Origin of the sequence: Gilliamella sp. W8136 (genome assembly GCF_016101285.1) — a bacterium.
GTDB classification, from domain to species: domain Bacteria; phylum Pseudomonadota; class Gammaproteobacteria; order Enterobacterales; family Orbaceae; genus Gilliamella; species Gilliamella apicola_N.
The window spans coordinates 114,093-140,879 of the sequence record NZ_JACFQU010000009.1; the positions used below are offsets into that span (position 1 = coordinate 114,093).

The following is a 26,787-nucleotide window of genomic DNA, read 5'->3' on the forward strand; positions in this document are numbered from 1 at the left end:
ATAAAGGGTTAATGTTTATTTATAAAAATAATTAAAACATGATGTTGTGAATTTCTCTAATATTTTATATTCAGTGTTTATCAAAAATTTATGTAATTTAATATTTTTTATCAACTCAATATAAACTGTTTTTAAGATAGCCATAATGTACAGTTTCTTTTATACTATTGCTCTATTTTTTACCTGTTTTGGTTTCAAAAAGAGTAATTAGTATGAAAATTTTAGCTGGTTCTTCTGCTTTATCCGCATTTCGTATTAGTAAAATCCTATCTGTTTGTCATGAAAAATCCATTCCTGTTATTAACCTTGAAGCACAATTTGTCCATTTTATTGATTCAATTAGTGAGTTCACAGTTGAGCAACAATTAACACTTGATAAGTTATTACAATATGGTCCCAAATCTGTTCACATAGATAAAGATTGTAATACCAACAAACAACTTTTTTTAGTCACCCCACGTGCCGGTACGATTTCCCCATGGTCATCAAAAGCAACTGATATTGCTCACAATTGTGGATTAACTCAAATTCATCGTATTGAGCGAGGTATTGCTTATTATGTTGTAACAAGTTCGCCTTTGACGCAGCCTCAGCAAGATAAATTTGCCGAGTTGATTCATGATCGTATGATGGAAACCGTATTAACCAGTTTTGATCAAGCTGAACAATTATTTAAAGTCGATGAACCAGCGCCAGTAACTGTTGTGGATTTATTAGGTCAAGGGCGTCAAGCACTGGAAAGGGCTAATCTTAAGTTAGGTTTAGCGTTAGCATCTGATGAAATTGAGTATTTAGTTGAAAATTTTCAAAAATTAAATCGTAATCCGACAGATGTTGAGCTGTATATGTTTGCTCAAGCAAACTCAGAGCATTGTCGACATAAAATTTTTAATGCAGATTGGATTATTGATGGTGTTAAGCAACCTAAATCTTTGTTTAAAATGATCAAAAACACTTTTGAAAATACACCTGATTATGTGTCATCTGCTTATAAAGATAATGCTGCGGTTATGGATGGTTCTAAAGTAGGCAGATTTTTTGCAGATTATGGTAATCGAATTTACAGTTATCATCAGGAGTATGCTGATATTTTAATGAAGGTTGAAACTCATAATCACCCAACAGCAATATCCCCTTGGCCGGGCGCAGCAACGGGTAGCGGTGGGGAGATTCGTGACGAAGGTGCAACAGGAAAAGGCGCTAAACCAAAAGCTGGATTAGTTGGTTTTTCCGTTTCAAATTTACGAATTCCGAATTTTGAACAACCATGGGAACAAGATTTTGGTAAACCCGACAGAATTGTAAGTGCTTTTGACATTATGATGGATGGCCCTTTAGGTAGTGCCGCATTTAATAATGAGTTTGGACGTCCCGCGTTGTTAGGCTATTTTCGTACCTATGAGGAAAAAGTAAATAGCTTTAATGGTGAAGAAGTTAGAGGTTATCATAAACCTATTATGCTAGCTGGTGGTTTGGGAAATATTCGTCGTGAACATATCCAAAAAGGGGAATTCCCTATCGGCTCAAAATTAATTGTTCTTGGTGGACCAGCCATGAATATCGGTTTAGGAGGAGGGGCGGCCTCTTCAATGGCATCAGGGCAATCTCATGCTGATCTTGATTTTGCATCAGTTCAACGTGATAACGCTGAAATGGAACGTCGTTGCCAAGAAGTAATCGATCGTTGCTGGCAACTTGGTGATGAAAACCCTATTTTGTTTATCCATGATGTTGGTGCTGGTGGCCTATCTAATGCTATGCCGGAACTAGTTAGTGATGGTGGCTGTGGTGGTCAGTTTGAACTGCGCAAAATATTAAGTGATGAGCTAGGCATGTCACCGTTAGAAATTTGGTGTAATGAATCACAAGAGCGCTATGTATTGGCAATACATCCAGAAAGCCTTGAATTGTTTGATGAACTTTGCCAACGTGAGCGTGCTCCTTATGCAGTAATCGGTGAAGCAACAGTTAATAAATCAGTAGTTTTACATGATGAACATTTTAATAATAATCCGATAGATTTACCGTTAGATGTTTTATTAGGTAAACCCCCAAAAATGCTACGAGAAGTTAAATCTCAACAAGCTCATGGTGATAACTTTTCAACAGATGACATTAATTTATATGATGCGGTTAAACGTGTTTTACATTTGCCAACTATTGCTGAAAAGACTTTTTTAATTACCATTGGTGACCGATCAGTAACAGGAATGGTCGCACGCGATCAAATGGTTGGACCTTGGCAAGTGCCTGTAGCTGATTGTGCGGTGACTACAGCTAGTTTAGACAGTTATTATGGTGAAGCCATGTCTATTGGTGAACGTGCTCCAGTTGCTCTGCTTAATTTTGCTGCATCAGCAAGATTGGCTGTTGGTGAAGCAATTACCAATATCGCGGCGACTAACATTGGCGATATTAAACGGATTAAGCTTTCGGCTAACTGGATGGCTGCTGCGGGTCATCCAGGTGAAGATGCCGGTTTGTATCAAGCAGTTAAAGCCATTGGCGAAGAGCTATGTCCTGCTTTAGGGTTGGCAATTCCTGTTGGTAAGGATTCAATGTCAATGAAAACAACATGGCAACAAGATGGGGAACAAAAAACAGTTATTTCACCGTTATCTTTAGTGATTTCTGCATTTGCTCGAGTTGAAGATGTTCGTAAAACTGTCACACCACAATTATGTACAGATGAAGATAATTTATTATTGCTTATTGATTTATCCAAAGGTCATCAAGCATTAGGAGCAACTGCATTAGCTCAAGTTTATCGTCATTTAGGGCAAAGAACAGCTGATGTCCATGAAGCTAATGAATTAGCGGCTTTTTATCAAGCTATCCAAACATTAATCGCTGAAAATATGTTGATTGCTTATCACGATCGTTCGGATGGTGGTTTATTGGTTACCTTAGCGGAAATGGCATTTGCCGGGCATTGTGGTATTGATGTTGATATTCATACGCTAGGTAGTGATGTGATTGCTTCACTATTTAATGAGGAACTAGGTGCCGTTATTCAAATTCATAGTAGGGATTTAGATAAGGTTATAGCATGCTTTAAGCGTTTTGGGCTTTCTCATGCGATTCATACGTTAGGTAAAGCTGAAGCAGGGCAGCAATTCATTATACGTAATAATGCTGCTGTAGTTTATAGTGAATCTCGTTTAATGTTAAGAACGTGGTGGGCTGAAACCACATGGCAAATGCAGCGTTTACGCGACAATCCAGTGTGTGCCGATCAAGAACATCAGGCTAAACAAAATGAGGACGATCCGGGCTTGAATGTGCGACTTACGTTTGATCCAACGCAAGACATTGCCGCACCTTATATTGCAAAAGGAGTGAAACCGAAAGTTGCAATATTACGTGAACAAGGTGTTAACTCTCATGTTGAAATGGCGGCTGCATTTGATCGAGCTGGTTTTGAATCAATTGATGTCCATATGACTGATTTATTATCAGGTCAGGTGACATTGGATCAATTTAATACTCTTGTTGCTTGTGGTGGTTTCTCATATGGTGATGTTTTAGGAGCAGGAGAAGGCTGGGCTAAATCAATTTTATTTAATGAAAAAGTTAGACATGAATTTGAACAATTCTTTCATCGCAATGATACTTTATCACTCGGTGTCTGTAATGGTTGTCAGATGATGTCGAATTTGAAAGAGCTAATTCCTGGTGCTGATTTGTGGCCTCGTTTTGTGCGTAATTTATCAGAACGATTTGAAGGACGTTTTAGTTTAGTTCAAATTCAATCTAGCCCTTCATTACTGTTTACTGATATGGAGGGTTCACATATGCCAATTGCGGTATCACATGGAGAAGGGCGAGTTGAAGTTCGTGATGATGTTCACTTATCTAATTTAGAAGCATCAGGATTAATTACTGTTCGTTACATTAACCATTTCGGCGATGTAACGCAGCAGTATCCTGCTAATCCAAATGGCTCACCAAATGGTATTACGGCCGTAACTTCAAGTGATGGTCGTGCAACTATTATGATGCCTCACCCAGAACGAGTATTTAGAACTGTAACTAATTCATGGCATCCTGATAATTGGGGTGAAGATAGTCCATGGATGCGAATATTTCGTAATGCACGTAAACAATTAGGGTAAATGTAATATAAAAAAACACCGACATTTGTCGGCGTTTTTTTGTTAAGTGAAAATGGTTACATTAAACGCTAGCATCTTGTGTTTGTCTTGCTACAAGTGGTTGTGATAACGTACTTGCCATTTTTCGAAGTAATGTTTCCGTTTCATTCCAGTTGATACAAGCATCGGTCACGGATACTCCATATTTAAAGTTTTCTTTTGGTTGCTCAGAAGATTGATTACCTTCAACCAAATTACTTTCAATCATTACTCCAATAATTGAGTTATTGCCATGTTTGATTTGCTCAATAATTGAATCGGCAACAATTGGTTGATTACGGTAATCCTTATTAGAATTGGCATGACTACAGTCGATCATTAAATTTGGTAACAACCCTGCTTTTTTCATCTGTATTTCACATAGTGCGACATTTTCAGCATCATAATTTGGAGCTTTACCCCCACGTAAGATCACATGTCCATGCGAATTACCGACAGTTTGTAAAACCGTCACTTGACCTTGCTGGTTGATACCTACAAAGCGGTGAGGCATAGAAGCTGACTTCATGGCATTAATTGCGACATCTAAATTACCATCTGTACCATTTTTAAAACCGACTGGCATGGATAAACCTGATGCCATTTCACGATGGGTTTGTGATTCTGTGGTTCTTGCACCTATGGCAGACCAGCTAATTAAATCGGCAATGTATTGTGGTGTGTTTGGATCCAATGCTTCGGTAGCGATAGGTAAACCAATTTTAGTGATATCAAGTAATAATTTACGGGCTTTTTTCAGTCCATGCTCAATATCAAATGAACTATCCATATGTGGATCGTTTATCATACCTTTCCAACCAACAGTTGTTCTAGGTTTTTCAAAGTAAACACGCATAACAATAAATAAATCATTACTGACTTCGTCAGATAATTTTTTTAATTTATGTGCATATTCAATGGCTGCTTGAGGATCATGGATAGAACATGGGCCACAGACAATAAGTAATCGCGGATCTTTTCTTTCTAGAATATCAACTACAGTTTTGCGTGATAAGGCAATTTGGTTTTCTAATTCTGGAGAAAGTGGATAAAGTTGTTTTATTTCATCAGGGGTGATTAACATATGCTCATCTCTAATTCGAACATTATTCAAAGTATCTTTTAACATTTTGCTTTCCTTATGAAAATCTTTTAAACATTTTATATGTAAAATATTAATTACATAAACGCCCACTATGTAAACACAGAATTACATAATAGTAAATAGAATTTTTAATTTTTATATCATTATGATGTTTTTATAATGTTTTATACGCTATATAATGGCGTTTTTTATAAATTAGTGAATTTATAAGTTATCCGTTAGTGGTGTAATAAAAAGTTTACAAATAATCTGCTTCTTAATTTATCATGGATAATGGACATTAGTAGCGACTGGTTTTTGTTAACAAATAATTGTAATGTGTAAAATTGTTAATTTAGGAACAATAAGCAATGCATCAACAAAGACGATATATTCATATAATGGGAACTATAATTGAAATATGGTTGTTGGACGATAATGCAGAAGTGTTATTAAATGAAGCTGAAAACCGATTGATGGATTATGAGCGCCGTTTTAGTGCCAACAATCCTAAATCAGAATTAATGAAGATAAATCATAATGCTGGTGTTAAATTTGTGCCAGTGTCAGCAGACCTTTTTGCATTAATTAGGATTGGTAAAATCCAAAGTACTATTGATAATAGTTTTTTAAATATTGCAATAGGGCCTTTAATTCAAACTTGGCGAGTTGGTTTTTATGATGCTAGATATCCTTCTGATATAGAAATACAACAAAAATTAAAGCTTATTAATCCTAAAAACATTGTTTTAGATGAATCTAATCATTCAGTTTTTCTCACTCAACCGGGAATGGCTATTGATTTAGGTGCATTAGCTAAAGGTTTTTTTGCTGATAAAATCATTGAGTTTTTTAAACAACAAAATGCCAAAGCAGCATTTATTAATTTAGGCGGAAATGTTCTAACTTTTGGTGATTGTCCTTTTCATGATGATGGATACTGGCGAGTTGGTATTCAGAATCCTTTTCAACCGAGAGGAAATGTTATCACTGCGCTAAAAATTAAAAATCAGTCAGTGGTAACATCAGGTATCTATGAACGAACATTTAATTATAATGGCAAAACCTATCATCATATTTTTAATAGCCAAACCGGGTACCCCGTAGAAACAGATCTAGCCAGTATCAGTATTGTGTCAAAAAAATCGCTAGACGGTGAAATTTGGACTACTCAGCTTTATGGTGCAAGTGCTCAGTATGCTATATCAGCTATAAATAAAATACCTAACATTGAAGGAATGATTGTTACAGTTAATCATAAGTTTGCTTGCTCAGATGGTTTGCTTACTCAATAAAGTATTTTACAAATTAAATTGGTATTAGTTAAATGACATCGCTTCACGATTAAGGGATGATATAAAAATATCAACAAGTCCCTTTTCCGCTGAATTTAAAGTTTTATTTGCAGAGTATGCAATAAAATAATTAAGCGAAATCAGTTCTAATGGCAATGGTAATAAATTATAAGCTTGATCATTTTTTTTACTACAAATATTGACACTTTCTGGAATAAAAGTGATGCCAATCCCTTTTTTGGCTAACTCAACAAGTGTAAAAATATTACTACTTTCAAGAATTATTTGGGGTTCGATTTTATATTTTTGAATTAGATATTCAATCTGATGACGAATCGCTGAGCCATGCGCTGTTAAAATAAGTTTTTCTTGTAGTAACTTTTTTATAAAATCATCATTACATTCAAGTATTTTAGGATTTTCTTGATAAAGTTTTGAGCTTTGCGGGATTAGCGCATAATAGCAATGTTTGCCACAAGCATGGCTAATTAAGTTTTGTGATATTGTTTCGGGGTTTTGTCCAATAAAAAAATCCAACATATTATTTTCTGTTTTTTCTTCAAGACTTGTTGGCGTATATTCATGTAATTCAATTTTTACATTTGGATATTTTTGCATAAATGCAGGCAAAAATAGTGGCAGTAAATATGTACCTAAACTAGGTAATACACCTATTTGAATTACTGTGTAATTTGTATCCGTGTACTTTTTGATTTTTCGTTTAAATTGTTCTTGTTTGTCCACTAGTGAAACTAGATATTGATGATAAATTTTACCTGCTTCTGTTAATTGTAAAGGAATCGTTTGACGATTAATGATTTCAATACCAATTTGGTTTTCTACTTTTTTTATTGTTTGCGTTAAATATGATTGAGAAATATAAAGATTTTTTGCAGCTTTGGTGTAATTACCATGTTTAAGTAAAACATCAATGTATTGCAGCATATTTAATGAATTTATTTTAGTCATTTTATATCTCATTTCCTGTTTTACTTTGTTATAACAAATTGCTTATAACCCTATAATTAATCAGCTATTTCACAAATGGGTTTTTCTGTTCTAAACTAATTTTTATAAGCAAATTACCCAAATATAAACATACTAAATCTAATAATTAAATATACAACTGTTTTGCGGGATTTCTAAAGAATTTATTTTGAAAAAGTTAGATATTAATAAAATTTGTACTGAAAGGTACTAAGTGAGGTTTTAAAGTGAAATTTATTGGCATAGTTGGCACAAATTCGGATCGTTCAACTAATAGAAAATTACTCCATTTTATGAAAGCGCATTTTGCAGACAAAGCAGAAATTGAAGTCTGTGAAATTAAGTCGTTGCCCGCATTTAATGAACCTAAAGATAAAACGCCACCTTCAACAGTAAAAGAGTTATCAGATAAAATTGAAAATGCTGATGGGGTAATTATTGCCACACCAGAATATGATCATTCAATTACTGCAGCTTTAAAAAGTGCTATTGAGTGGTTGTCTTACACAACTCGTCCACTCATTAATAAATGTGTAATGATTGTGGGGGCTTCTCATGGCTCGTTAGGTTCTTCAAGAGCACAGGCACATTTACGGCAAATTTTAGATGCACCAGAGTTAAAAGCACGAATTATGCCAAGTTCAGAATTTCTTTTAGGGCATTCTCTCCAAGCTTTTGATGAAAATGGTGATCTTATCTACCACGATAAAGTTAAAGAATTAGATGAATGTTTCGATGAGTTCATTTTGTTTGTTACTCTTACTAATGAATTACTCAAGAAAGCAAAATTTAATACGGAACAAAATAAGAAATTTAGTTGGAAACAAGCAGCTGAAGAAGGAGCACTATAATGAAATTAATTGGAATTGTTGGAACAAATGCTCAGGAATCTTATAACCGTATCTTATTACAATTTATGCAAAAACATTTTGCTAATAAAGCTGAAATTGAAATATTAGAATTGATTGATGTGCCAATGTTTAATGAAACAGATGATCAATCTAATAATCCGGTTATTCAGAATTTTAATAAAAAAATTATACAAGCAGATGGTGTAATTATTGCTACTCCAGAACATAATCATTCTATTCCATCAGCACTAAAAAGCATTATTGAATGGCTATCATTTAATTTACATCCATTTGATGGCAAACCAGTGATGATTGTAGGTGCTTCTTATGATGTACAAGGTTCATCAAGAGCACAATTACATCTAAGACAAATACTTGATGCGCCAGGTGTAAATGCCACTGTTATGCCAGGCTATGAATTCTTGCTTGGACGAGCACATGAAGCATTTGATGAAAAAGGTGATCTCAAATCGGAACGTACTATTGATTTTTTAGATAGTTGTTTTTTCCGTTTTATTCGCTTTACCCAAGTTGTTAGCTTACTTAATGTTCCAGAGGAAATCTCTTTTGAACCGGGAAGATATTGTGTTACAGCACCAGGTCATAACGGTGATTTACCAATGGTGGTTGTACTGTCGAATGATCGTATTGAGTCAATTGATATTGATACTGAAGGTGAATCAGAAGGCATTGCTGATGTGGTATTTAAACGTATTCCATCACAAATCCTTGAAGGACAAACTCTTAATGTGGATATTTTATCAGGTGCCTCTGTCACCAGTAATGGTGTGATTGATGGTGTGGCTAAAGCAATTAAGATGGCTGGTGCTAATCCTGATGTTTTACGTAAACGACCAAAAGCTCCAAGTGCGATTGATAATAGCGATGTGCAATATGAAACTGATGTGGTTGTCGTGGGTGCTGGTGGTGCTGGTTTATCCGCTGCAGCAAGTGTTTTACAAGAAGGTAAAAAAGTTATAGTTGTTGAAAAGTTCCCTGCTGTCGGTGGTAATACTGTCCGTACGGGAGGACCAATGAATGCGGCTAATCCAAAATGGCAAAATACGTTTGCTGCTATTGCTGGTGAGAGTCATACTTTACAAGAAATTGCGACAATGGATGAGTCGACTATTGATTCTGAATATCTTGATGATTTTAAAATATTAAGACAGCAAATTAATGATTATCTGGCTGAAAATAAAGATAAGACTGGTTATTTATTTGATTCTGCGTTGTTGCATCGTATCCAAACCTATCTTGGCGGTAAAAGAACTGACCAGTTAGGCAATGTAATTTATGGCCAATATGATTTAGTTAAAATATTAACTGATGAAGCGCTAGATTCCGTTAAATGGTTGGAAGATATTGGTGTTGAATTTGATAAACATGATGTGACAATGCCTGTTGGGGCATTATGGCGTAGAGGTCATAAACCACTAAAAAGTGAAGGTTATGCTTATGTTTCAGCATTACAAAAATATGTTGAAGAGCATGGTGGTATAATCATTACTGATACAGCAGTAAAAGAGCTTATTGTTGAAAATGGACAAGTTTCAGGAGTGATTGGCAGTGGTTTAAATGGTAAAAAAGTTACTGTGAAAGCTGATGCAGTTATTTTAGCTTCTGGTGGTTTTGGTGCTAATACCAAAATGTTAAAAGAATATAATACCTATTGGACAGAAATTGACGATGATATTAAAACATCTAATTCGCCTGCTATTACTGGCGACGGTATCGTTTTAGGTCAAAGTGTTGGAGCGGATCTTGTTGGTATGGGCTTTTCACAAATGATGCCTGTTTCTGATCCTGAAACAGGTGCGTTATTTAGTGGATTACAAGTTCCTCCACAAAACTTCATTATGGTTAATAAGCAAGGTAGACGTTTTGTTAATGAGTATGGTAGTCGAGACAAACTTACCCAAGCTGCAATTGATAATGGTGGGTTATTTTATTTAATTGCTGATGAAGCAATCAAGAAAACTGCTTATAACACTTCTCAAGAAAAAATTGATAAACAAATTGCGGCTGGCACATTATTTTGTGCTAATACTTTAGAAGAGTTAGCACAAAAACTGGGTATGGATGCAAACGTCTTCAAACAAACTATAACTAATTATAATAGTTATGTTGATGCTGGAAACGATCCTGAATTTGGAAAAGATGTTTTTGATTTAAAAGTCCAAATTGCTCCATTTTATGCTACACCAAGAAAACCAGCCGTTCATCATACTATGGGAGGACTAAGGATTGATACACAAACCCATGTGTTAGATAAATCAGGACAAAAAATTAAAGGCTTATATGCCGCAGGTGAAGTTGCTGGCGGTATTCATGCCGGTAATAGGCTTGGTGGTAATTCATTAACCGATATTTTTACTTTCGGTCGAATTGCTGGCAAGACTGCATTAAAGGATATAAATCTAAGAATGGAGTCTAATAATGGTAAAAGCGAAAAATTATGTTAACAGATGGATTATTCTAGTTGCATCAACATCAATATTACTTTGTACTGGTGCTATTTATGCCTTTAGTGTTTTTGCAGGACCGTTAAGTATTGCAAAAAATTGGAGTATGTCAGATGTTATGATTGCATTTGGCATAAATTCAGCCGTTGGACCAATTCCTATGATATTAGGTGGTTTTTTAACGGATAAAGGTTTAGCTAAATGGTCTAGTGTTATTGGTGGTTTGTTGTTTGGGCTTGGGTTTTATCTGAGTGGTTATGTGACCAGTCCTTTGATGCTTTATATTACTTATGGTTTATTAAGTGGTTTTGGACAAGGATTAGCTTATTCAGGTTGCTTAAGTAATACAATTAAATTCTTTCCAGATAAACGTGGACTTGCATCCGGCATTATTACTGCCGGTATGGGAGGTGCAGCAATTATTGCTGCACCAATCGGTAACTATTTGATTGAAAGTTTTGATGTGCTGTATGCATTTAAAATTTTAGGTTGTACCTATATCGTGGTTGTTATGGTTGCTAGTTTTTTTATCAAAGTAGCACCAGCTAATTATCAACCTGAAGGTTGGGTTCAAGCAAACAGTCAACAAAGTAAACCTATCATTAATAAAAACTGGCAAGAGATGTTAAAAACGCCATATTTTTATCTAATTTTCTTTATGTTAGGTACTGGCGCTTTTTCCGGATTGATGATTGCTTCAAATGCTTCTGGTATTGGGCAAAATATGTTTGGATTAACATCTGCCCTTGCTGCTTTTTATGTCAGTTTATATTCACTAAGTAATTGTGCTGGGCGAGTAGTATGGGGCACTGTATCAGATAAATTAGGAAGAAATAAAACATTAGATATTATCTTTTCGGTAATTATATTTGCTTTTATTTCGTTTTTATTTATTCCATCACAAGCAGGATTTGCCATTGGGATAATCGCACTTGGCTTATGTTTTGGAGGCGTAATGGGTGTTTTCCCACCAATGGTGATGGAAAATTATGGTCCTATCAACCAAGGTGTTAACTATGGCATTATCTTTGTTGGTTATTCTACAGCTGCATTTTTTGCGCCAAAACTAACTGCTGATATTCTAGTCAATAATGCTGGCGATTATACTAAAGCATTTTATATTGCAATTGCGGTGGCATTTTTGGGGCTAATATTAAATCTTATTTATAAACAGATTAAAAAAACAAGAATGTAAAATTAGGTTATTTTTGTTATAAAAAATGAAAGGCGTAATGTATCACGCCTTTTATTTTATAATAGAAATATTTAATGTTATTAAAAATAGAGAGTTAAACTCGTTGTATAGATTCAAATACTATTTCTTTTTCAATTCCATCAATAATTTCAGCATGTCCAATTTTAGTTGGTATTACCAGGCGTAATTGTCCTGATAGGACTTTTTTATCGCGCATCATATGTGGAAGGTAAGACTCTATGGACATTTGTTTAGGTCTTATTACAGGAAGTTTAGCTTTAATTAATAAGTTTTTTATACGATCAATATCATTATCTGTTAATTTATTTAATAATTTAGCAGTTTGAGCTGCCATGAGTATACCAACACTGATAGCTTCACCATGTAACCAATTGCCATATCCAAGTTCAGCTTCAATTGCATGCCCATAAGTATGGCCTAGATTTAATATAGCGCGCATATCTTGTTCAGTTTCATCAGCTGCAACTATTTGGGCTTTAAGTTGGCAACAGCGATAAATACAGTAACTGAGTGCTTTGACATCTAGATTGAGTAACTCTTCAATATGTATTTCTAACCAATTAAAGAAATCTTCATCTAAAATAATCCCATATTTTATGACTTCGGCCAGACCTGCGGAAAATTCACGTTGTGGTAGAGTTTTTAGGCAGTTTAAATCAATAACAACTGATTGAGGTTGATAAAAGGCACCAATCATATTTTTACCTAATGGATGGTTAATAGCTGTTTTACCACCGACTGAAGAATCAACTTGTGATAATAGTGTCGTAGGCACTTGAATAAACTTAATTCCTCGTTGGTATGCCGATGCCGCAAAACCTGCAACATCACCTATTACGCCACCACCTAAAGCAATAAGTATGCTGTTACGTGTATGGTTATTAGCAAGCAAAGCAGTTAAAATAGTATTCCATGTTTCCATGGTTTTATATTTTTCTCCATCTGGAACAATAATGGAATCGGTTTTCACACCATTCTTTTCTAGCATATCAATTAATGGTTGTAAATAAAGTGGAGCAATAGTTTCATTGGTAGCGATTAACACGCGCTGACCTGCCTGAAGTTTAAAATGGTGGAATTCATTTAGTAAATTTTCACCAATAATTATAGGATAACTACGTTTGGCGAGTGCTACATTTAAAATCTTTTGCATAATAATTTCCAATCCAGTCAAAGCTAATTTATTACTTCATGTTAACGATAAAAAAGTGGCAGCGCAACTTAGAATCATTTAAACTTAACGCCAATTTTTATTTGTGATTTTGAATTTTATATGTCTTTATCTACTGTTTTAGCACAAAAGAATTGGCGAGTTGGCGATATAGAGGGTAATACTGAACAAATTGTAGAGTTAATACATTGCCATTCATCTAATGACCTTATTATTTTTTCGGAACTTGCTATCTGCGGTTATCCGCCAGAAGATTTAATTTATCGTGCTGATTTTAAAGATAGGTGTGAAAAAGCGCTATCCTTAGTTCAACAGGCTAGCACTGATTGTGCTGTAATTATCGGCCATCCGCATTGGCAAGATGGACATATCTTTAATGCATTATCCTTTTTTTATGCAGGAAAGTTATTAACGCGATATCACAAACAACAGCTACCTAATTATGATGTTTTTGATGAGAAGCGTTATTTTACCGCAGATAATCAGAGTTGTATTGTCGATTTTAAAGGTAAAAGAATTGGTTTATTAATCTGTGAAGATCTTTGGCAAAATCAGCCTATCGATCAAATTAGTGCTCAGAATGCAGATTTAGTAATAACTATTAACGCTTCTCCTTATGACTATGAAAAACAGCAGCGTCGACACGATTTAATCAAAGCCCATGCCATTCGAACCCGATTACCTATTATTTATGTTAATCAAGTTGGTGGTCAAGATGAACTTGTTTTTGATGGCGGGTCTTTTGTTTGCAATGAATATGGTGATATTGTTTGCCAACTAAAATCTTTTGTAGAACAAGTCACTCGTTTTGAATTAGGTATACCTAACCAAACTACCCTTGCTGAAGATAAAAATCATTGTTTAGCGTCTATATATGATGCGTTGGTACTTGCAACACGTGATTATATTACCAAAAATGGTTTTCAAGGAGCAGTATTGGGTCTTTCTGGTGGCATTGATTCAGCGCTAACATTAGCTATTGCGGTTGATGCACTAGGCAAAGATAAGGTGCAGGCTGTTATGATGCCATTTCGTTACACGGCTGACATTAGTATTGCTGATGCCAAAGAAGAAGCTGAAATATTAGGCGTGGAATTTGATATTATTTCGATTGAACCAATGTTTGATGCGTTTATGTCATCTTTAAAACCTATGTTCGCAGGGACACAAAAAGATACTACAGAAGAAAATTTACAAGCGCGTTGTCGTGGCGTTATTTTAATGGCTTTATCTAATAAAAGACGACGTCTGGTATTAACAACTGGTAATAAAAGTGAGATGTCAGTGGGTTATGCTACGCTTTATGGAGATATGGCTGGAGGCTTTGATGTGCTCAAAGATGTACCTAAAACTATGGTGTTTGCATTATCAAAATATCGAAATACCCGTTCATATGTTATTCCTGAAAGGGTAATTACCCGTCCTCCATCAGCTGAATTGGCTCCAGATCAGAAAGACGAAGATAGTTTACCGCCATATGATATTTTAGATGGAATATTGAGAGGTTATGTTGAACAAGATCTTTCTGTTGAACAACTGATTGAGCAAGGTTATGATGAAATTACAGTTAGACGTGTTATTAAACTGGTTGACATTAATGAGTATAAACGACGTCAGTCAGCTGTTGGCCCAAAAATTACAATACGTAATTTTGGAAAAGGTAGACGTTATCCAATAACATCTGCATTTGGATTTAAAAATTGGTGATCTCGAATTGAGGAAAAACAAGTATGAAAAAAATTGAAGCTATTATCAAACCATTCAAATTAGATGATATTCGAGAAGCGTTAGCCGATCAAGGTATAACGGGTATGACCGTTACTGAAGTGAAAGGTTTTGGTCGTCAAAAAGGGCATACAGAACTTTATCGTGGCGCTGAATATATGGTAGATTTTTTACCAAAAGTAAAAATTGAGCTTGTAGTTTCTGACGATATTTTAGAAACGTGTATCGAAACCATTATGAAAACTGCTCAAACAGGCAAAATCGGTGATGGGAAGATTTTTGTTTATAATGTCGAGCAAGTTATTCGTATTCGTACTGGAGAAATGGATGACTCAGCAATTTAGTTAAATTTATTTGATATCAGGGCGTTCTTGTTTAAGTAATTCTACAGTGACAATACCTTGAATTGAACAAATTAGCAGATTCATATTTGCCCCTTTTTCAAGTAATAATAGCTTTTCAGTTGTATCCGGTGCAGGAATGGTTTTTACACCAACTACGGTACCGGTATTTTCATTCCATACATGTATTTCATCATTGATATTACGAATCATAGGATTAGCAATATAAAGCAAATTGTCTTCCATATTTTTCCAATCAATAAAATTCAATGTATCTTTAATTTCGTTAATATCATTGTCAATAATAAAGCCCCAAAAATAATATTTTCCCATTTTTCCTAGATCCATGGCACTATCATAATAGCCTTTAATTGTTAAATTTTTATAAGTCATAGGAATTTTGAAGTAAGTATAGTTTTTATTGGTATCTGTACGATTTTCGACAGAAATATAAGCTTTATTCTTATCAAAGGTTCGGATATTTGTATATTTTTGCAATTCACTTTTGTTGGCATAGACTTCTTTGAAAAAATTAGGATTACAAAGAGTCAATGATTGTATTAATGCAAGTTTATCTGCAGTTGCAGCAGATGAACAAAACAAAACAAACAAAATAACAGCAATTTTGATCATGTTAATGTGAATTGACAATATTGAAACCATATAATTCTTAGTACGTTGATTGTATAATTTTTACAACATAATAACAATGTTAAAGCATCTTTTCTTTTTAAAGAATTATTAAGATTTGTTTATTTATAATTAGTTTTTTTATTGGAAACAAATATTAGAAATATAAAAATATATTTTATCAAGTATTAATATCATTTATGTTTATTTATGGAAGATAGATCCCAAAAATATGAATTTATTAAAAAAAACAGTTTGATTATTAAATTATTTACTATAACTTAATTTAAGAAATAAGTTATTTATGTTATTCAATCAATTAAGTTAAGTAGAGATAAATTATGAGTTCAATATTTACAAATAAAATCCTTAAGGATTTATCTACCTTTGATGATATTTCAATCAAAACTTTTTTTGGGGGATTTAGTATTAATAGCAAAGGAGTAATGTTCGGTTGGATTGGCGAACAAGAGTTTTATTTAAGAGGTCATTCACATTATCGATCAGTTTTTATCGAGTTGGGTATGAAAACTTTAACCTTACCTTCCGGTATTTCTACAAAATCGTTAGATTATTACAAAGTAAGTGATGAATTATTTGAGGATTCACAAACATTTCATTCCATGGTTAAAATGGTTATTAAATATGCTCAGTTAGAACAAGATGAGAAACTCAAGTTAAAAAAGCAGCGAATTAAAACACTTCCCAATATAACACTATCATTAGAAAAATTACTATTTAGTGTTGGTATCAATAATCTAGAAATATTTTATAAAGTAGGATATTTAGAAGCATATCACCGGATGAAAAATAAAAATTCTCGTATTTCGAGTAATGTTTTATTTATTTTATATGGCTCATTGAATCATCGTCATGTTGCATCATTATCTAAGGCAACTAAAAAACAAATTGAATTAGCATATAAAGATTTTTTAAAAGACAAAAACGAAAATTAATTATTTAAATAATTATAGTAATTTTGTTAACAGTTATCTTAATTATGGTTAATCTTATTAAGATAACTGTATTTGATTATAATAATATATACAAACTCTATATTATTGTATTATGTGGATGACCTTCTACGAGGTGCACGTTTAAAAGTTTTTGGAGTGGGTAAATCAACTAACAGTGCAGATGGATCATATTGACTAACAGGAATGGTATGATCAATTGCTTTTTCAATTGCAGGCAAATTTTGAGAATAACGTTCACAAGCAAGTGAAATTGAATAGCCTTCAGCTCCTGCACGTCCTGTTCTTCCAATTCTATGACGATAGTCATCACAATCATCCGGTAGATCATAATTAAAAACATGGGTAACATCAGGAATATGTAAACCACGTGCGGCAACATCCGTTGCGACTAAAATATCTAGATCACCAGAAGTAAACTGTTCTAAAATAGACAAACGTTTTTTCTGAGCAATATCGCCGGTTAATAGCCCTACACGATGACCATCTGCAATTAAATGTCGCCATATTTTTTCACAGGCCACTTTAGTGTTAGCAAATACGATGCAGCGATCTGGCCATTCTTCTTCAATAAGTGTTTGTAGTAGGGCAAGTTTATCTTCATTGGATGGAAAAAATAGCTCTTCTTTGATACGGTGACCAATTTTTTGCTCAGGCTCAACTTCAACATATTGTGGATTATTCATATGCTCAAAAGCTAATTCACGTACATTATGCGTTAATGTTGCTGAAAATAACATGGTCAATCGTTTTGACGGAGGAGACATGTGTTTAAAAATCCAGCGAACATCACGAATAAATCCTAAGTCAAACATACGATCAGCTTCATCCAAAACGGCAACCTGAATTGCTTCTAAATTTATATAATTTTGTTTGGCATAATCGATTAATCGCCCTGTGGTAGCAATTAAAATATCTACGCCAGCTGATAACATTTTTAATTGTTTATCATAGCCATCACCACCGAAAGCTAATCCTAATTTAAGACCTGTTTCTTGAGACAATACTTCTGCATCGTGATAAATTTGTACCACAAGCTCTCGAGTTGGGGCTATAATGATTGCTCGAGGTTGGTTTGCTTTATGATCTGGTAACGGCTCATGATTTAATAAATGATTAAACGTTGAGGCCAAAAAAGCAATGGTTTTACCTGTTCCTGTCTGTCCTTGCCCAGCTATATCAACTCCATTTGTTGTTAACGGTAATGTTTGTTCTTGGATTGGCGTGCAATAAGTAAAGCCTTTCTTATCAAGTGCTTTTATCACTAGAGGATGTAATGGAAATTGACTAAAAGTTGTTTTGGTAAGATAAGATGGAATCATTGTGGTTTCAAATGTAATTATCAAAGTTTGAGAATTATAGCATATTAGTCATACAGACATCACTAATAATTATGTCCTATTATACTAATTACTAGTGGAAAAACAGAAAATTTATTAATATTATAAAAATAAATATTTATTGGGGGATAAACAAATGAGTAATAATATTGTTTCACTTTCTGAAGCGACATTTGACAAACAAATCAATGATGCTGAAAAACCAGTATTGGTTGATTTCTGGGCTGAATGGTGTGGACCTTGTAAAATGATAGCACCAATTTTAGAAGAAGTTGCACAAGAATATGGTAATAAAGTGATCTTTGCTAAAGTAAATATTGAGGAAAATCCAAAAATAGCCCCTAAATTTAATATACGTGGAATCCCTACATTATTGATTTTCAAACAAGGTAAAGTTGTTGCAACACAAGTTGGAGCCTTATCTAAAGCACAGCTTAAAAGCTTTATTGATGAGCAACTTTAGTTGTGTTAAATAATTATTACAAATAATAAGAGTAATGGAAATTACTCTTATTTTTTATTTTAAATAAATATATCTCTGTACATAAAGTATAATTAAGTATAGACATAGTACTTTTTTTAGTGTACATTGCTAACCTCTTACAAGAACTCCTTTCTGCAATCCATTGTTTTTATTGATTAAGTGGGTAAACAGTTTATATCTAAACGCATATTATCATAAGAAATTAATAATTGATTGCGTTTGTTTATTGCCAGAAAGAGGTTTTTATAAGTAAATTAAAAAATATACAAAAAATAAATAGCGGTAATTGCAAACATATCAATTTTATCCTCAAGAATTTTTAAAATTATGAATTTAACTGAATTAAAAAACACTTCTGTCTCCGAGCTTGTAACGCTTGGCGAAAAAACAATGGGTCTTGAAAATCTTGCTCGTCTTAGAAAACAAGACATTATTTTTGCAATTTTAAAGCAGCATGCTAAAAGCGGTGAAGATATTTTTGGCGATGGCGTACTTGAAATTTTGCAAGATGGGTTTGGTTTCTTACGTTCTGCCGATAGTTCATATTTAGCTGGGCCTGACGATATTTATGTATCACCAAGCCAAATTAGGCGATTTAATTTAAGAACAGGTGATACAATTGCTGGTAAAATCAGACCACCAAAAGAAGGCGAACGTTATTTTGCTTTACTTAAAGTTAACGAAGTTAATCATGATAAACCTGAAGATGCTCGCAATAAAATCCTCTTTGAAAACTTAACTCCACTTCATCCAAACTCTCGATTACGTATGGAACGCGGTAATGGTTCTACTGAAGATATTACTGCTAGAGTACTTGATTTAGCTTCACCGATTGGTAAAGGTCAACGTGGTTTGATTGTCGCACCTCCGAAAGCTGGTAAAACCATGCTTCTACAAAATATTGCACAAAGTTTGGCTGTAAACCACCCTGAGTGTGAACTTGTGGTATTGATGATTGATGAACGTCCAGAAGAAGTCACCGAAATGCAACGTTTAGTAAAAGGTGAAGTAGTTGCATCAACTTTTGATGAGCCTGCTGCAAGGCATGTTCAGGTTGCTGAAATGGTTATTGAACGGGCTAAACGTTTAGTAGAACATAAAAAAGATGTCATTATTTTGCTCGATTCGATTACTCGCCTAGCTCGAGCCTATAATACGGTTGTTCCATCATCAGGTAAAGTATTAACTGGTGGTGTAGATGCAAATGCATTACATCGTCCAAAACGTTTTTTTGGTGCTGCGCGTAATGTAGAAGAAGGTGGTAGTTTAACTATTATTGCAACTGCACTGATTGATACTGGTTCAAAAATGGATGAAGTTATTTACGAAGAGTTTAAAGGTACTGGTAATATGGAGGTACATTTATCTCGTAAAATTGCAGAGCGACGTGTATTCCCTGCAATTGACTTTAATCGTTCTGGCACACGTAAAGAAGATTTAATGACTTCACCAGATGAATTACAGAAAATGTGGATTTTGCGCAAAATTCTTAACCCAATGGGTGAAATCGACGCGATGGAATTTTTAATTGATAAACTTGCCATGACTAAAACGAATGATGAGTTTTTTGAAATGATGAAGCGTTCATGATTTGCGTAATGAATACTAAATATCATTAAAGTTGCTAAAAAAGCCGTATTATATCTGATACGGTTTTTTTGTGGAAAAATATAGCGTAATTTAAAAAACTTAAATAAGTTTTAGGTATTGTTAAAAAGCCTTAGTGTTTAAGGTTATATATAGATTTAATATAGGAGCCAAATCATGTCTAAACAACAAATCGGTGTTATTGGAATGGCAGTTATGGGGCGCAATCTTGCTCTCAATATTGAAAGTCGTGGATTTTCTGTTGCTATCTATAATCGTTCTAAAGATAAAACAGAACAAGTAATGGCGGAGCATTCTGATAAGCAATTGGTTCCTTACTTCACTATTGAAGATTTTGTAAATTCATTAGAAAAACCTCGCCGTATCCTTATTATGGTTCAAGCCGGTAAAGGAACAGATGCCGTTATTGATGAGTTACGTCCACTATTAGATAAAGGTGATATTATTATTGATGGTGGAAATGCGTATTTTGAAGATACCATTCGCCGAAATAAAATGCTTTCCGATGAAGGTTTTAATTTTATTGGAGCCGGTGTTTCTGGTGGTGAAGAAGGTGCATTAAAAGGTCCTTCAATTATGCCTGGAGGTCAAAAAGAAGCATATGCATTAGTTGCACCTATTTTAGAAAAAATAGCTGCTAAAGCTAATGGTGAACCATGTGTTGCTTATATTGGTCCAAATGGCGCGGGTCATTATGTTAAAATGGCGCATAATGGGATTGAATATGGTGATATGCAGCTTATAGCTGAAAGTTATTCAGTTTTAAAACATGTTGTAGGCCTAACCAATGATGAATTAGCTAATGTTTTTTCTGACTGGAATAAGGGTGAATTAAATAGCTATTTAATTGAGATTACGGCTGATATTTTTAAATTTAAAGATGAAGAAGGCAATTATCTTGTTGATGTGATTTTAGATGCTGCAGGTAATAAAGGTACGGGTAAATGGACGAGTCAAAGTGCTTTAGATCTTGGAGAACCTTTATCATTGATAACTGAATCGGTATTTGCTCGTTATCTTTCTGCAATTAAAGATCAACGTGTGGCTGCATCAAAAGTATTAAAAGGTCCTAAACAGAATCCTTATGCTGGTGACAAGAAAGAGTTGATAGAAAAAGTGCGTAAAGCACTGTATATGGGTAAAATTATCTCCTATGCACAAGGGTTTGCACAGTTAAAAGCTGCTTCTCATAAATATCAATGGAATTTAAATTATGGAGAAATAGCTAAAATCTTTAGGGCTGGATGTATTATTCGCGCACAATTCTTGCAAAAAATTACAGATGCCTATGCAGATAATAATGAGATTGATAATTTGTTATTAGCACCTTATTTCAATCAAACTGTCGAAGTTTATCAACAGTCATTGCGTGATGTAGTCTCGTTAGCTATCCAACAAGGTATTGCGGTGCCAACGCTTTCGGCAGCTATAGCTTATTATGATAGTTATCGTTCTGCTGTATTACCAGCTAATTTAATTCAAGCACAGCGAGATTATTTTGGTGCTCATACTTATCAACGTATCGATAAAGAGGGTGTTTTCCATACTGATTGGTTAAACATTGAGTCATAATTATTTTTAATGTAAGCAATAATTTTTGTTAAAAGAGTGTAAGATTACCTTACACTCTTATAAGAATTGTTTTCTTATCATCCAATAAATTCATTCAAATTTTTTAAGCTACCTATAAAAAGACTTGTAGTGCTTGAACTTTGCTTTGTCAAGTAATTTTATTTACTAAAAAATCTGGAAAAACACAATATATGGTGTATAATTCAATTATATTTACTATATGTAGTATCATCTAAGCAATGTGAAAATTCCGGTCTATATCGAATAAAGTCTAATATTCTAATAAAAAAATCAATTGTTTTAATCATTACAATTAACATGAGTATTAATATTGATATAAATCCTATGCTAACTACTATTTATTAATGAATGTTGAGGAGTATATATGCCTGTAGTAATTAAACGTGATGGTTGCCAGACCTCATTTAATGAAGGTCGAATCAGAGATGCTATCGTTAAGGCAGCAGTTGCTGCTAATGTTAATGATCCAGATTATTGTGCTGCTGTTGCCCAAGAGATTACTAAGCAAATGGCTGAGCGTGAGAGTGTCGATATTAACGAAATTCAAAACGCAGTTGAAAATCAGCTGATGTCAGGCCCTTATAAAAAGTTAGCAAGAACCTATATTGAGTATAGACATGATCGCGATCGAGAACGTGAACAACGCAGTCGATTAACTCAGGATATTCGTGGTTTAATTGAACAAAGTAATGTTGCAATCTTAAATGAAAATGCTAATAAAGATAGTAAAGTTATTCCTACGCAACGAGACTTGCTTGCGGGGATTGTGGCAAAGCATTACGCTAAACAATATCTATTACCTAAAGAAATTTCACGAGCCCATGATTGTGGTGAAATTCATTATCATGATCTCGATTATGCACCATTTTTCCCGATGTTTAACTGTATGCTAATCGATTTAGATGGTATGTTAACAAATGGCTTCAAAATGGGTAATGCTGAAATTGAACCGCCAAAATCAATTGCAACGGCTACGGCAGTAACAGCGCAAATTATTGCTCAAGTTGCTAGTCATATTTATGGTGGAACAACTATAAATCGTATTGATGAAATTTTAGCTAAATTTGTCACTATCAGTTATCAAAAACATAAACAAGTAGCAGAAGAATGGAATATTTCAAATCCAGAAGCTTATGCTGAAAGTCGTACTCAAAAAGAGTGTTATGATGCTTTTCAATCTTTAGAATATGAGGTTAATACTTTACATACTGCTAATGGTCAAACTCCATTTGTTACTTTTGGCTTTGGTCTAGGGACAAGCTGGGAGTCACGCTTAATTCAAGAGTCAATTCTTAAAGTTCGTATAAAAGGTTTAGGTAAAAATCATAAAACCGCTGTTTTTCCAAAATTAGTTTTTGCAATTAAAGATGGAATTAATCATAAACCAAACGATGTAAATTATGATATTAAGCAACTTGCATTAGAGTGTGCAAGCAAACGTATGTACCCAGATATATTAAATTACGATAAAGTCGTTGAAGTTACTGGTTCATTCAAAACGCCAATGGGATGTCGAAGCTTTTTAGGTGTTTATGAAGAAGATGGTCATAAAATTCATGACGGTCGTAATAATTTAGGCGTAATTAGTTTAAATCTTCCACGTATTGCAATTGAAGCGCATGGCGATGAATCGCAGTTTTGGAAAATTTTAGATAACCGTTTAGCTCTATGCAAAAAGGCCTTAATGACACGTATTGCTCGTTTAGAAGGGGTTAAAGCCCGTGTTGCACCTATTTTATATATGGAAGGCGCTTGTGGTGTGCGGCTAAAAGAAGATGATAGCGTGTCTGAAATATTCAAAAATGGTCGTGCTTCTATTTCATTAGGCTATATCGGTATTCATGAAACTCTAAATGCACTTTATGGTAATCAAACTCATCCATTTGATAATGAAACTTTACGTCAGAAAGGTATTGCCATTGTTGAACATTTACGTAAAGCAGTAGAACAATGGAAAGATGAGACTGGTTATGGTTTTAGCTTGTACAGTACGCCAAGCGAAAATTTGTGTGATCGTTTCTGTAGACTTGATACTGCTGAGTTTGGCATCATTTCTGGTGTCACTGATAAGGGTTATTATACAAACAGTTTTCATCTTGATGTTGAGAAAAAAGTTAATCCATACGAAAAAATTGAGTTTGAGAAAGCTTATCCACCAGTAGCAAATGGCGGATTTATCTGTTATGGAGAATATCCTAATATGATAAATAATATTAAAGCATTAGAAGATGTTTGGGACTATAGCTATAGCCGAGTACCTTACTATGGTACTAATACACCTATTGATGAGTGTTATGAATGTGGTTATACGGGTGAATTTTCTTGCACAAGTAAAGGCTTTGTTTGCCCAAGTTGTGGTAATCATGATTCATCTAAAGTCTCAGTAACTCGTCGTGTTTGTGGTTACTTAGGTAGTCCTGATGCCCGTCCATTTAATGCTGGAAAACAAGAAGAAGTCAAACGTCGAGTTAAACATTTAAATAATGGTCAAATTGGTTAATCATTGTTTTAAAAAATATGAATTATCATCGCTATTATCCTGTTGATGTTGTAAATGGCGAAGGAACCCGTTGTGTACTTTTTGTTGCTGGCTGTGAACATCAATGTCCGGGTTGTTATAACAAAAGTACATGGGGAGTTAATTCAGGCTCGCCGTTTACACAATCACTTGAAGATCAAATCATTAAAGATTTACAAGACACAGAAATAAAACGTCAAGGATTATCGCTTTCTGGCGGTGATCCTTTACATCCAAAAAATGTTCCAGCAATATTAAAACTTGTTAAACGTGTTAAATCTGAATGCGATAACAAAGATATTTGGTTATGGACTGGATATAAACTTGATGAATTAAGTGCCGATCAGCAAGAAGTTGTATCTTATATTGATGTACTAATTGATGGTAAATTTGTTCAAGAATTAGCTGATCCTCGACTGTTATGGCGAGGAAGCAGCAATCAAATCATTTACCGTTTTAAGTAAAGCTTTAGAATTATTGTTGTGATTTATGTAAATTTAAAAGATAAGAAATTGCTTCTCGATAATTAATTTCGAGATTTTCACTACTAGATGATGTGATATGTAAATCTGTAATTTTGCCATTATCAATACCATAAACCCAGCCGTGTAAATTTGCTCTTTGACCGCGTTGCCATGCTGATTGAATAATCGTTGAATGACCTAAATTATAAACTTGTTCAATAACATTAAGTTCACACAAAATATCTAATCTGATCTCTGGTGGAAACTCACCAATAAGAGAACTATTACGAAACCATAAATCACGAATATGCAGCAACCAGTTATTAATTAATCCTATGTCGGGGTTTTCAACTGCAGCTCGTATTCCACCACATCCTAAATGTCCACATACTATAATATCTTCTATTTTTAGTACATCAACGGCATATTGCACAACAGATAGACAATTAAGATCTGTATGAATAACCAAATTACCGACATTTCGATGAACAAACAATTCGCCGGGTTTTAGCTTAATTAATTTTTCAGCAGGAACTCGGCTATCTGAACAACCAATCCATAAAAATTTTGGATTTTGTGCAATGGCAAGTTGTTTAAAAAATTCGGGATCTTCTTGCTCTATTTTTTCTGACCATTCGTGATTAAAACGGATTAAATCATTAACATCAAACATCGCAACTATTCCTTATTTTTTAGATATTTATTATTATTGAGTTATTTAATTGGTATAAATTCTACACTAATTAATTCGTTTTTATATGTTGAATCTTACTTTTCATAATAAGTTTACGCCAAATTGGAGTAGTTAATATTTTGGCTTTAATAATCTTGCTATATAGTTTAAGGCGTAATGGTATTGTTTTTTGATAATATCGCTTATTTGGTTTCGGTTGACCACTATTTAATATTTTGCTTAAAATTTCAGCACTGTCAAGTGCGTAACTGATTCCCTCTAAAGAACTTGCACTAATAAATCCTGCCGCTTCACCTATTAAAAATATATTTTCATTGCCAGTATAAAAGTCACGGAAACGATTAGGATAGATAACTAAACATTTTTCAGCTTTCATCGGCTCGCCAAAGATAAAACCTTGTTGTGTTAAATTTTGTTTTAATTGCTCAAAATGTTTATTGGCATTTTTTTTGGGAAATGCTCCACCAAGTATAAAATAGCCATCTTTAGACATACTCCAAGCATAGCAATTGGTTAATTGGTTATCAAAAATACAAGAATAAAAAGGATTTGAATGTTTTTCAGTAAACCATTGTTGAATTGCTACATATTGTCTGATGGAATGATTGGGATAGCGCATTCGTCTAACAACTGAATTTGCACCATCAGCACCAATTACATATCGAGCGGTAACATTCTGTTCTATTTGATTTTCATCGACAAAAGTAATTTGATAACCATCAATGATTCTTCTTACTTCTTTACACAGAGTATTATGTAAAACTGTAACTGTGGTAGGAATAAGTGACTTTAACCATAGATCAAATTTATGTCTATCAAAACTAATATAGCTACGTTGATAGTTACGGACTAATTTAGTTTGTAAATCTATAGTTTTGACACTAAAAATTTGTGGATTGGTTAAAATATCAGTTGGAATATTTAATTTTTGTCTAATGAAAGATTTTTGAGCATCATTTGCCAATAATCCTCCACAAGGTTTATGAAAACCTTTATCACCAGTTTGATATTTTTTATCTAAAGCAATAATCTTAAAAGATGGGTTAAGTAAACGTGCTAACGTACTACCTGCAGGGCCAAGACCAATGATTGCAATATCGTAATCCATATTATTATATTACTTACTCAATAAATTTAAAAAAGCTTGTCATATTATCATATATAAAATAAAAAATGACTATTATGGTTATACTCTTGTTAATTTAGATTTTTGT

20 protein-coding genes are annotated in these 26,787 nt (G+C 33.8%); 13 read left to right on the forward strand and 7 right to left on the reverse strand.

Annotated features, from left to right (window positions below; all coding sequences use genetic code 11):
• The first annotated feature begins 212 nt into the window (after positions 1 to 212).
• Positions 213 to 4,115 (forward strand): phosphoribosylformylglycinamidine synthase, encoded by a 3,903-nt coding sequence (gene purL, locus H3T96_RS07560; RefSeq protein WP_144091966.1) that lies wholly within the window; start codon positions 213 to 215, stop codon positions 4,113 to 4,115.
• Between the two features lie 61 nt (positions 4,116 to 4,176).
• On the opposite strand, the gene H3T96_RS07565 is transcribed toward purL, so the two are convergent.
• The gene (locus H3T96_RS07565; protein ID WP_039126002.1) at positions 4,177 to 5,262 is read right to left on the reverse strand and encodes a 3-deoxy-7-phosphoheptulonate synthase; all 1,086 of its coding nucleotides are present in this window, start codon (positions 5,260 to 5,262) and stop codon (positions 4,177 to 4,179) included.
• 326 nt (positions 5,263 to 5,588) lie between these two features.
• Between H3T96_RS07565 and H3T96_RS07570 the strand changes: the two genes are divergently transcribed.
• Positions 5,589 to 6,512 carry an FAD:protein FMN transferase gene (locus tag H3T96_RS07570; protein WP_144091965.1) on the forward strand — a complete coding sequence of 308 codons (924 nt, stop codon included), beginning with the start codon at positions 5,589 to 5,591 and terminating at the stop codon, positions 6,510 to 6,512.
• A gap of 24 nt (positions 6,513 to 6,536) precedes the next feature.
• Here H3T96_RS07570 and H3T96_RS07575 read toward each other — a convergent pair whose 3' ends face one another.
• Positions 6,537 to 7,481 carry a LysR family transcriptional regulator gene (locus H3T96_RS07575; RefSeq protein WP_086326906.1) on the reverse strand — a complete coding sequence of 315 codons (945 nt, stop codon included), beginning with the start codon at positions 7,479 to 7,481 and terminating at the stop codon, positions 6,537 to 6,539.
• A 245-nt stretch (positions 7,482 to 7,726) separates the two neighbouring features.
• On the opposite strand from H3T96_RS07575, the gene H3T96_RS07580 reads away from it, so the two are divergent.
• From H3T96_RS07580 to H3T96_RS07590, 3 genes are read left to right on the forward strand one after another with little or no spacing between them, the layout of a single operon-like run.
• Positions 7,727 to 8,350, forward strand: coding sequence for an NADPH-dependent FMN reductase (locus H3T96_RS07580; RefSeq protein WP_065738337.1), 624 nt, complete (start codon positions 7,727 to 7,729; stop codon positions 8,348 to 8,350).
• A complete protein-coding gene (locus H3T96_RS07585; RefSeq protein ID WP_144091964.1) occupies positions 8,350 to 10,815 on the forward strand; it encodes a flavocytochrome c in 2,466 nt (821 codons plus the stop codon). The genes H3T96_RS07580 and H3T96_RS07585 overlap by 1 nt, the downstream gene beginning before the upstream one ends.
• Entirely contained in the window at positions 10,790 to 12,010 is a 1,221-nt protein-coding gene (locus tag H3T96_RS07590) for an OFA family MFS transporter (RefSeq protein ID WP_086326817.1), read from the forward strand. The genes H3T96_RS07585 and H3T96_RS07590 overlap by 26 nt, the downstream gene beginning before the upstream one ends.
• A gap of 94 nt (positions 12,011 to 12,104) precedes the next feature.
• Here the strand turns inward: H3T96_RS07590 and aroB are convergent, their stop codons facing one another.
• Positions 12,105 to 13,184, reverse strand: coding sequence for a 3-dehydroquinate synthase (gene aroB / locus H3T96_RS07595; protein ID WP_086326818.1), 1,080 nt, complete (start codon positions 13,182 to 13,184; stop codon positions 12,105 to 12,107).
• Positions 13,185 to 13,304: 120 nt separating this feature from the next.
• Here aroB and H3T96_RS07600 point away from each other — a divergent pair, with 120 nt between their 5' ends.
• Positions 13,305 to 14,909, forward strand: coding sequence for an NAD+ synthase (locus H3T96_RS07600; protein WP_039126012.1), 1,605 nt, complete (start codon positions 13,305 to 13,307; stop codon positions 14,907 to 14,909).
• A gap of 23 nt (positions 14,910 to 14,932) precedes the next feature.
• The gene (gene glnB, locus H3T96_RS07605) at positions 14,933 to 15,271 is read left to right on the forward strand and encodes a nitrogen regulatory protein P-II (protein ID WP_039126013.1); all 339 of its coding nucleotides are present in this window, start codon (positions 14,933 to 14,935) and stop codon (positions 15,269 to 15,271) included.
• Between the two features lie 6 nt (positions 15,272 to 15,277).
• Here the strand turns inward: glnB and H3T96_RS07610 are convergent, their stop codons facing one another.
• Positions 15,278 to 15,919, reverse strand: coding sequence for a hypothetical protein (locus tag H3T96_RS07610; protein WP_144091963.1), 642 nt, complete (start codon positions 15,917 to 15,919; stop codon positions 15,278 to 15,280).
• Between the two features lie 320 nt (positions 15,920 to 16,239).
• On the opposite strand from H3T96_RS07610, the gene H3T96_RS07615 reads away from it, so the two are divergent.
• Positions 16,240 to 16,854 (forward strand): TfoX/Sxy family protein, encoded by a 615-nt coding sequence (locus H3T96_RS07615; RefSeq protein WP_144091962.1) that lies wholly within the window; start codon positions 16,240 to 16,242, stop codon positions 16,852 to 16,854.
• Positions 16,855 to 16,964: 110 nt separating this feature from the next.
• On the opposite strand, the gene rhlB is transcribed toward H3T96_RS07615, so the two are convergent.
• Entirely contained in the window at positions 16,965 to 18,194 is a 1,230-nt protein-coding gene (rhlB, locus tag H3T96_RS07620; protein WP_086327623.1) for an ATP-dependent RNA helicase RhlB, read from the reverse strand.
• A 154-nt stretch (positions 18,195 to 18,348) separates the two neighbouring features.
• Between rhlB and trxA the strand changes: the two genes are divergently transcribed.
• The 5 genes from trxA (at position 18,349) to nrdG (ending at position 24,879) form a co-directional block, all read left to right on the forward strand.
• Complete coding sequence (gene trxA / locus H3T96_RS07625; RefSeq protein ID WP_039126018.1) at positions 18,349 to 18,675, forward strand: thioredoxin TrxA; 327 nt, start codon at positions 18,349 to 18,351, stop codon at positions 18,673 to 18,675.
• 348 nt (positions 18,676 to 19,023) lie between these two features.
• The gene (gene rho / locus H3T96_RS07630) at positions 19,024 to 20,286 is read left to right on the forward strand and encodes a transcription termination factor Rho (protein ID WP_065565045.1); all 1,263 of its coding nucleotides are present in this window, start codon (positions 19,024 to 19,026) and stop codon (positions 20,284 to 20,286) included.
• 174 nt (positions 20,287 to 20,460) lie between these two features.
• Entirely contained in the window at positions 20,461 to 21,876 is a 1,416-nt protein-coding gene (gene gndA / locus H3T96_RS07635) for an NADP-dependent phosphogluconate dehydrogenase (protein WP_039126021.1), read from the forward strand.
• A gap of 385 nt (positions 21,877 to 22,261) precedes the next feature.
• Positions 22,262 to 24,397: an anaerobic ribonucleoside-triphosphate reductase gene (gene nrdD / locus H3T96_RS07640; RefSeq protein ID WP_086326909.1), complete on the forward strand. Its 2,136-nt coding sequence runs from the start codon at positions 22,262 to 22,264 to the stop codon at positions 24,395 to 24,397.
• 17 nt (positions 24,398 to 24,414) lie between these two features.
• Positions 24,415 to 24,879: an anaerobic ribonucleoside-triphosphate reductase-activating protein gene (gene nrdG / locus H3T96_RS07645; protein WP_039126027.1), complete on the forward strand. Its 465-nt coding sequence runs from the start codon at positions 24,415 to 24,417 to the stop codon at positions 24,877 to 24,879.
• Positions 24,880 to 24,889: 10 nt separating this feature from the next.
• Here the strand turns inward: nrdG and can are convergent, their stop codons facing one another.
• Together can and H3T96_RS07655 are read right to left on the reverse strand one after the other, a co-directional pair.
• On the reverse strand, positions 24,890 to 25,552 hold the full coding sequence (gene can / locus H3T96_RS07650; protein ID WP_039126030.1) for a carbonate dehydratase: 663 nt from the start codon (positions 25,550 to 25,552) through the stop codon (positions 24,890 to 24,892).
• Between the two features lie 70 nt (positions 25,553 to 25,622).
• Positions 25,623 to 26,681 carry an FAD-binding protein gene (locus H3T96_RS07655; RefSeq protein WP_144091961.1) on the reverse strand — a complete coding sequence of 353 codons (1,059 nt, stop codon included), beginning with the start codon at positions 26,679 to 26,681 and terminating at the stop codon, positions 25,623 to 25,625.
• Positions 26,682 to 26,787: the final 106 nt, after the last annotated feature.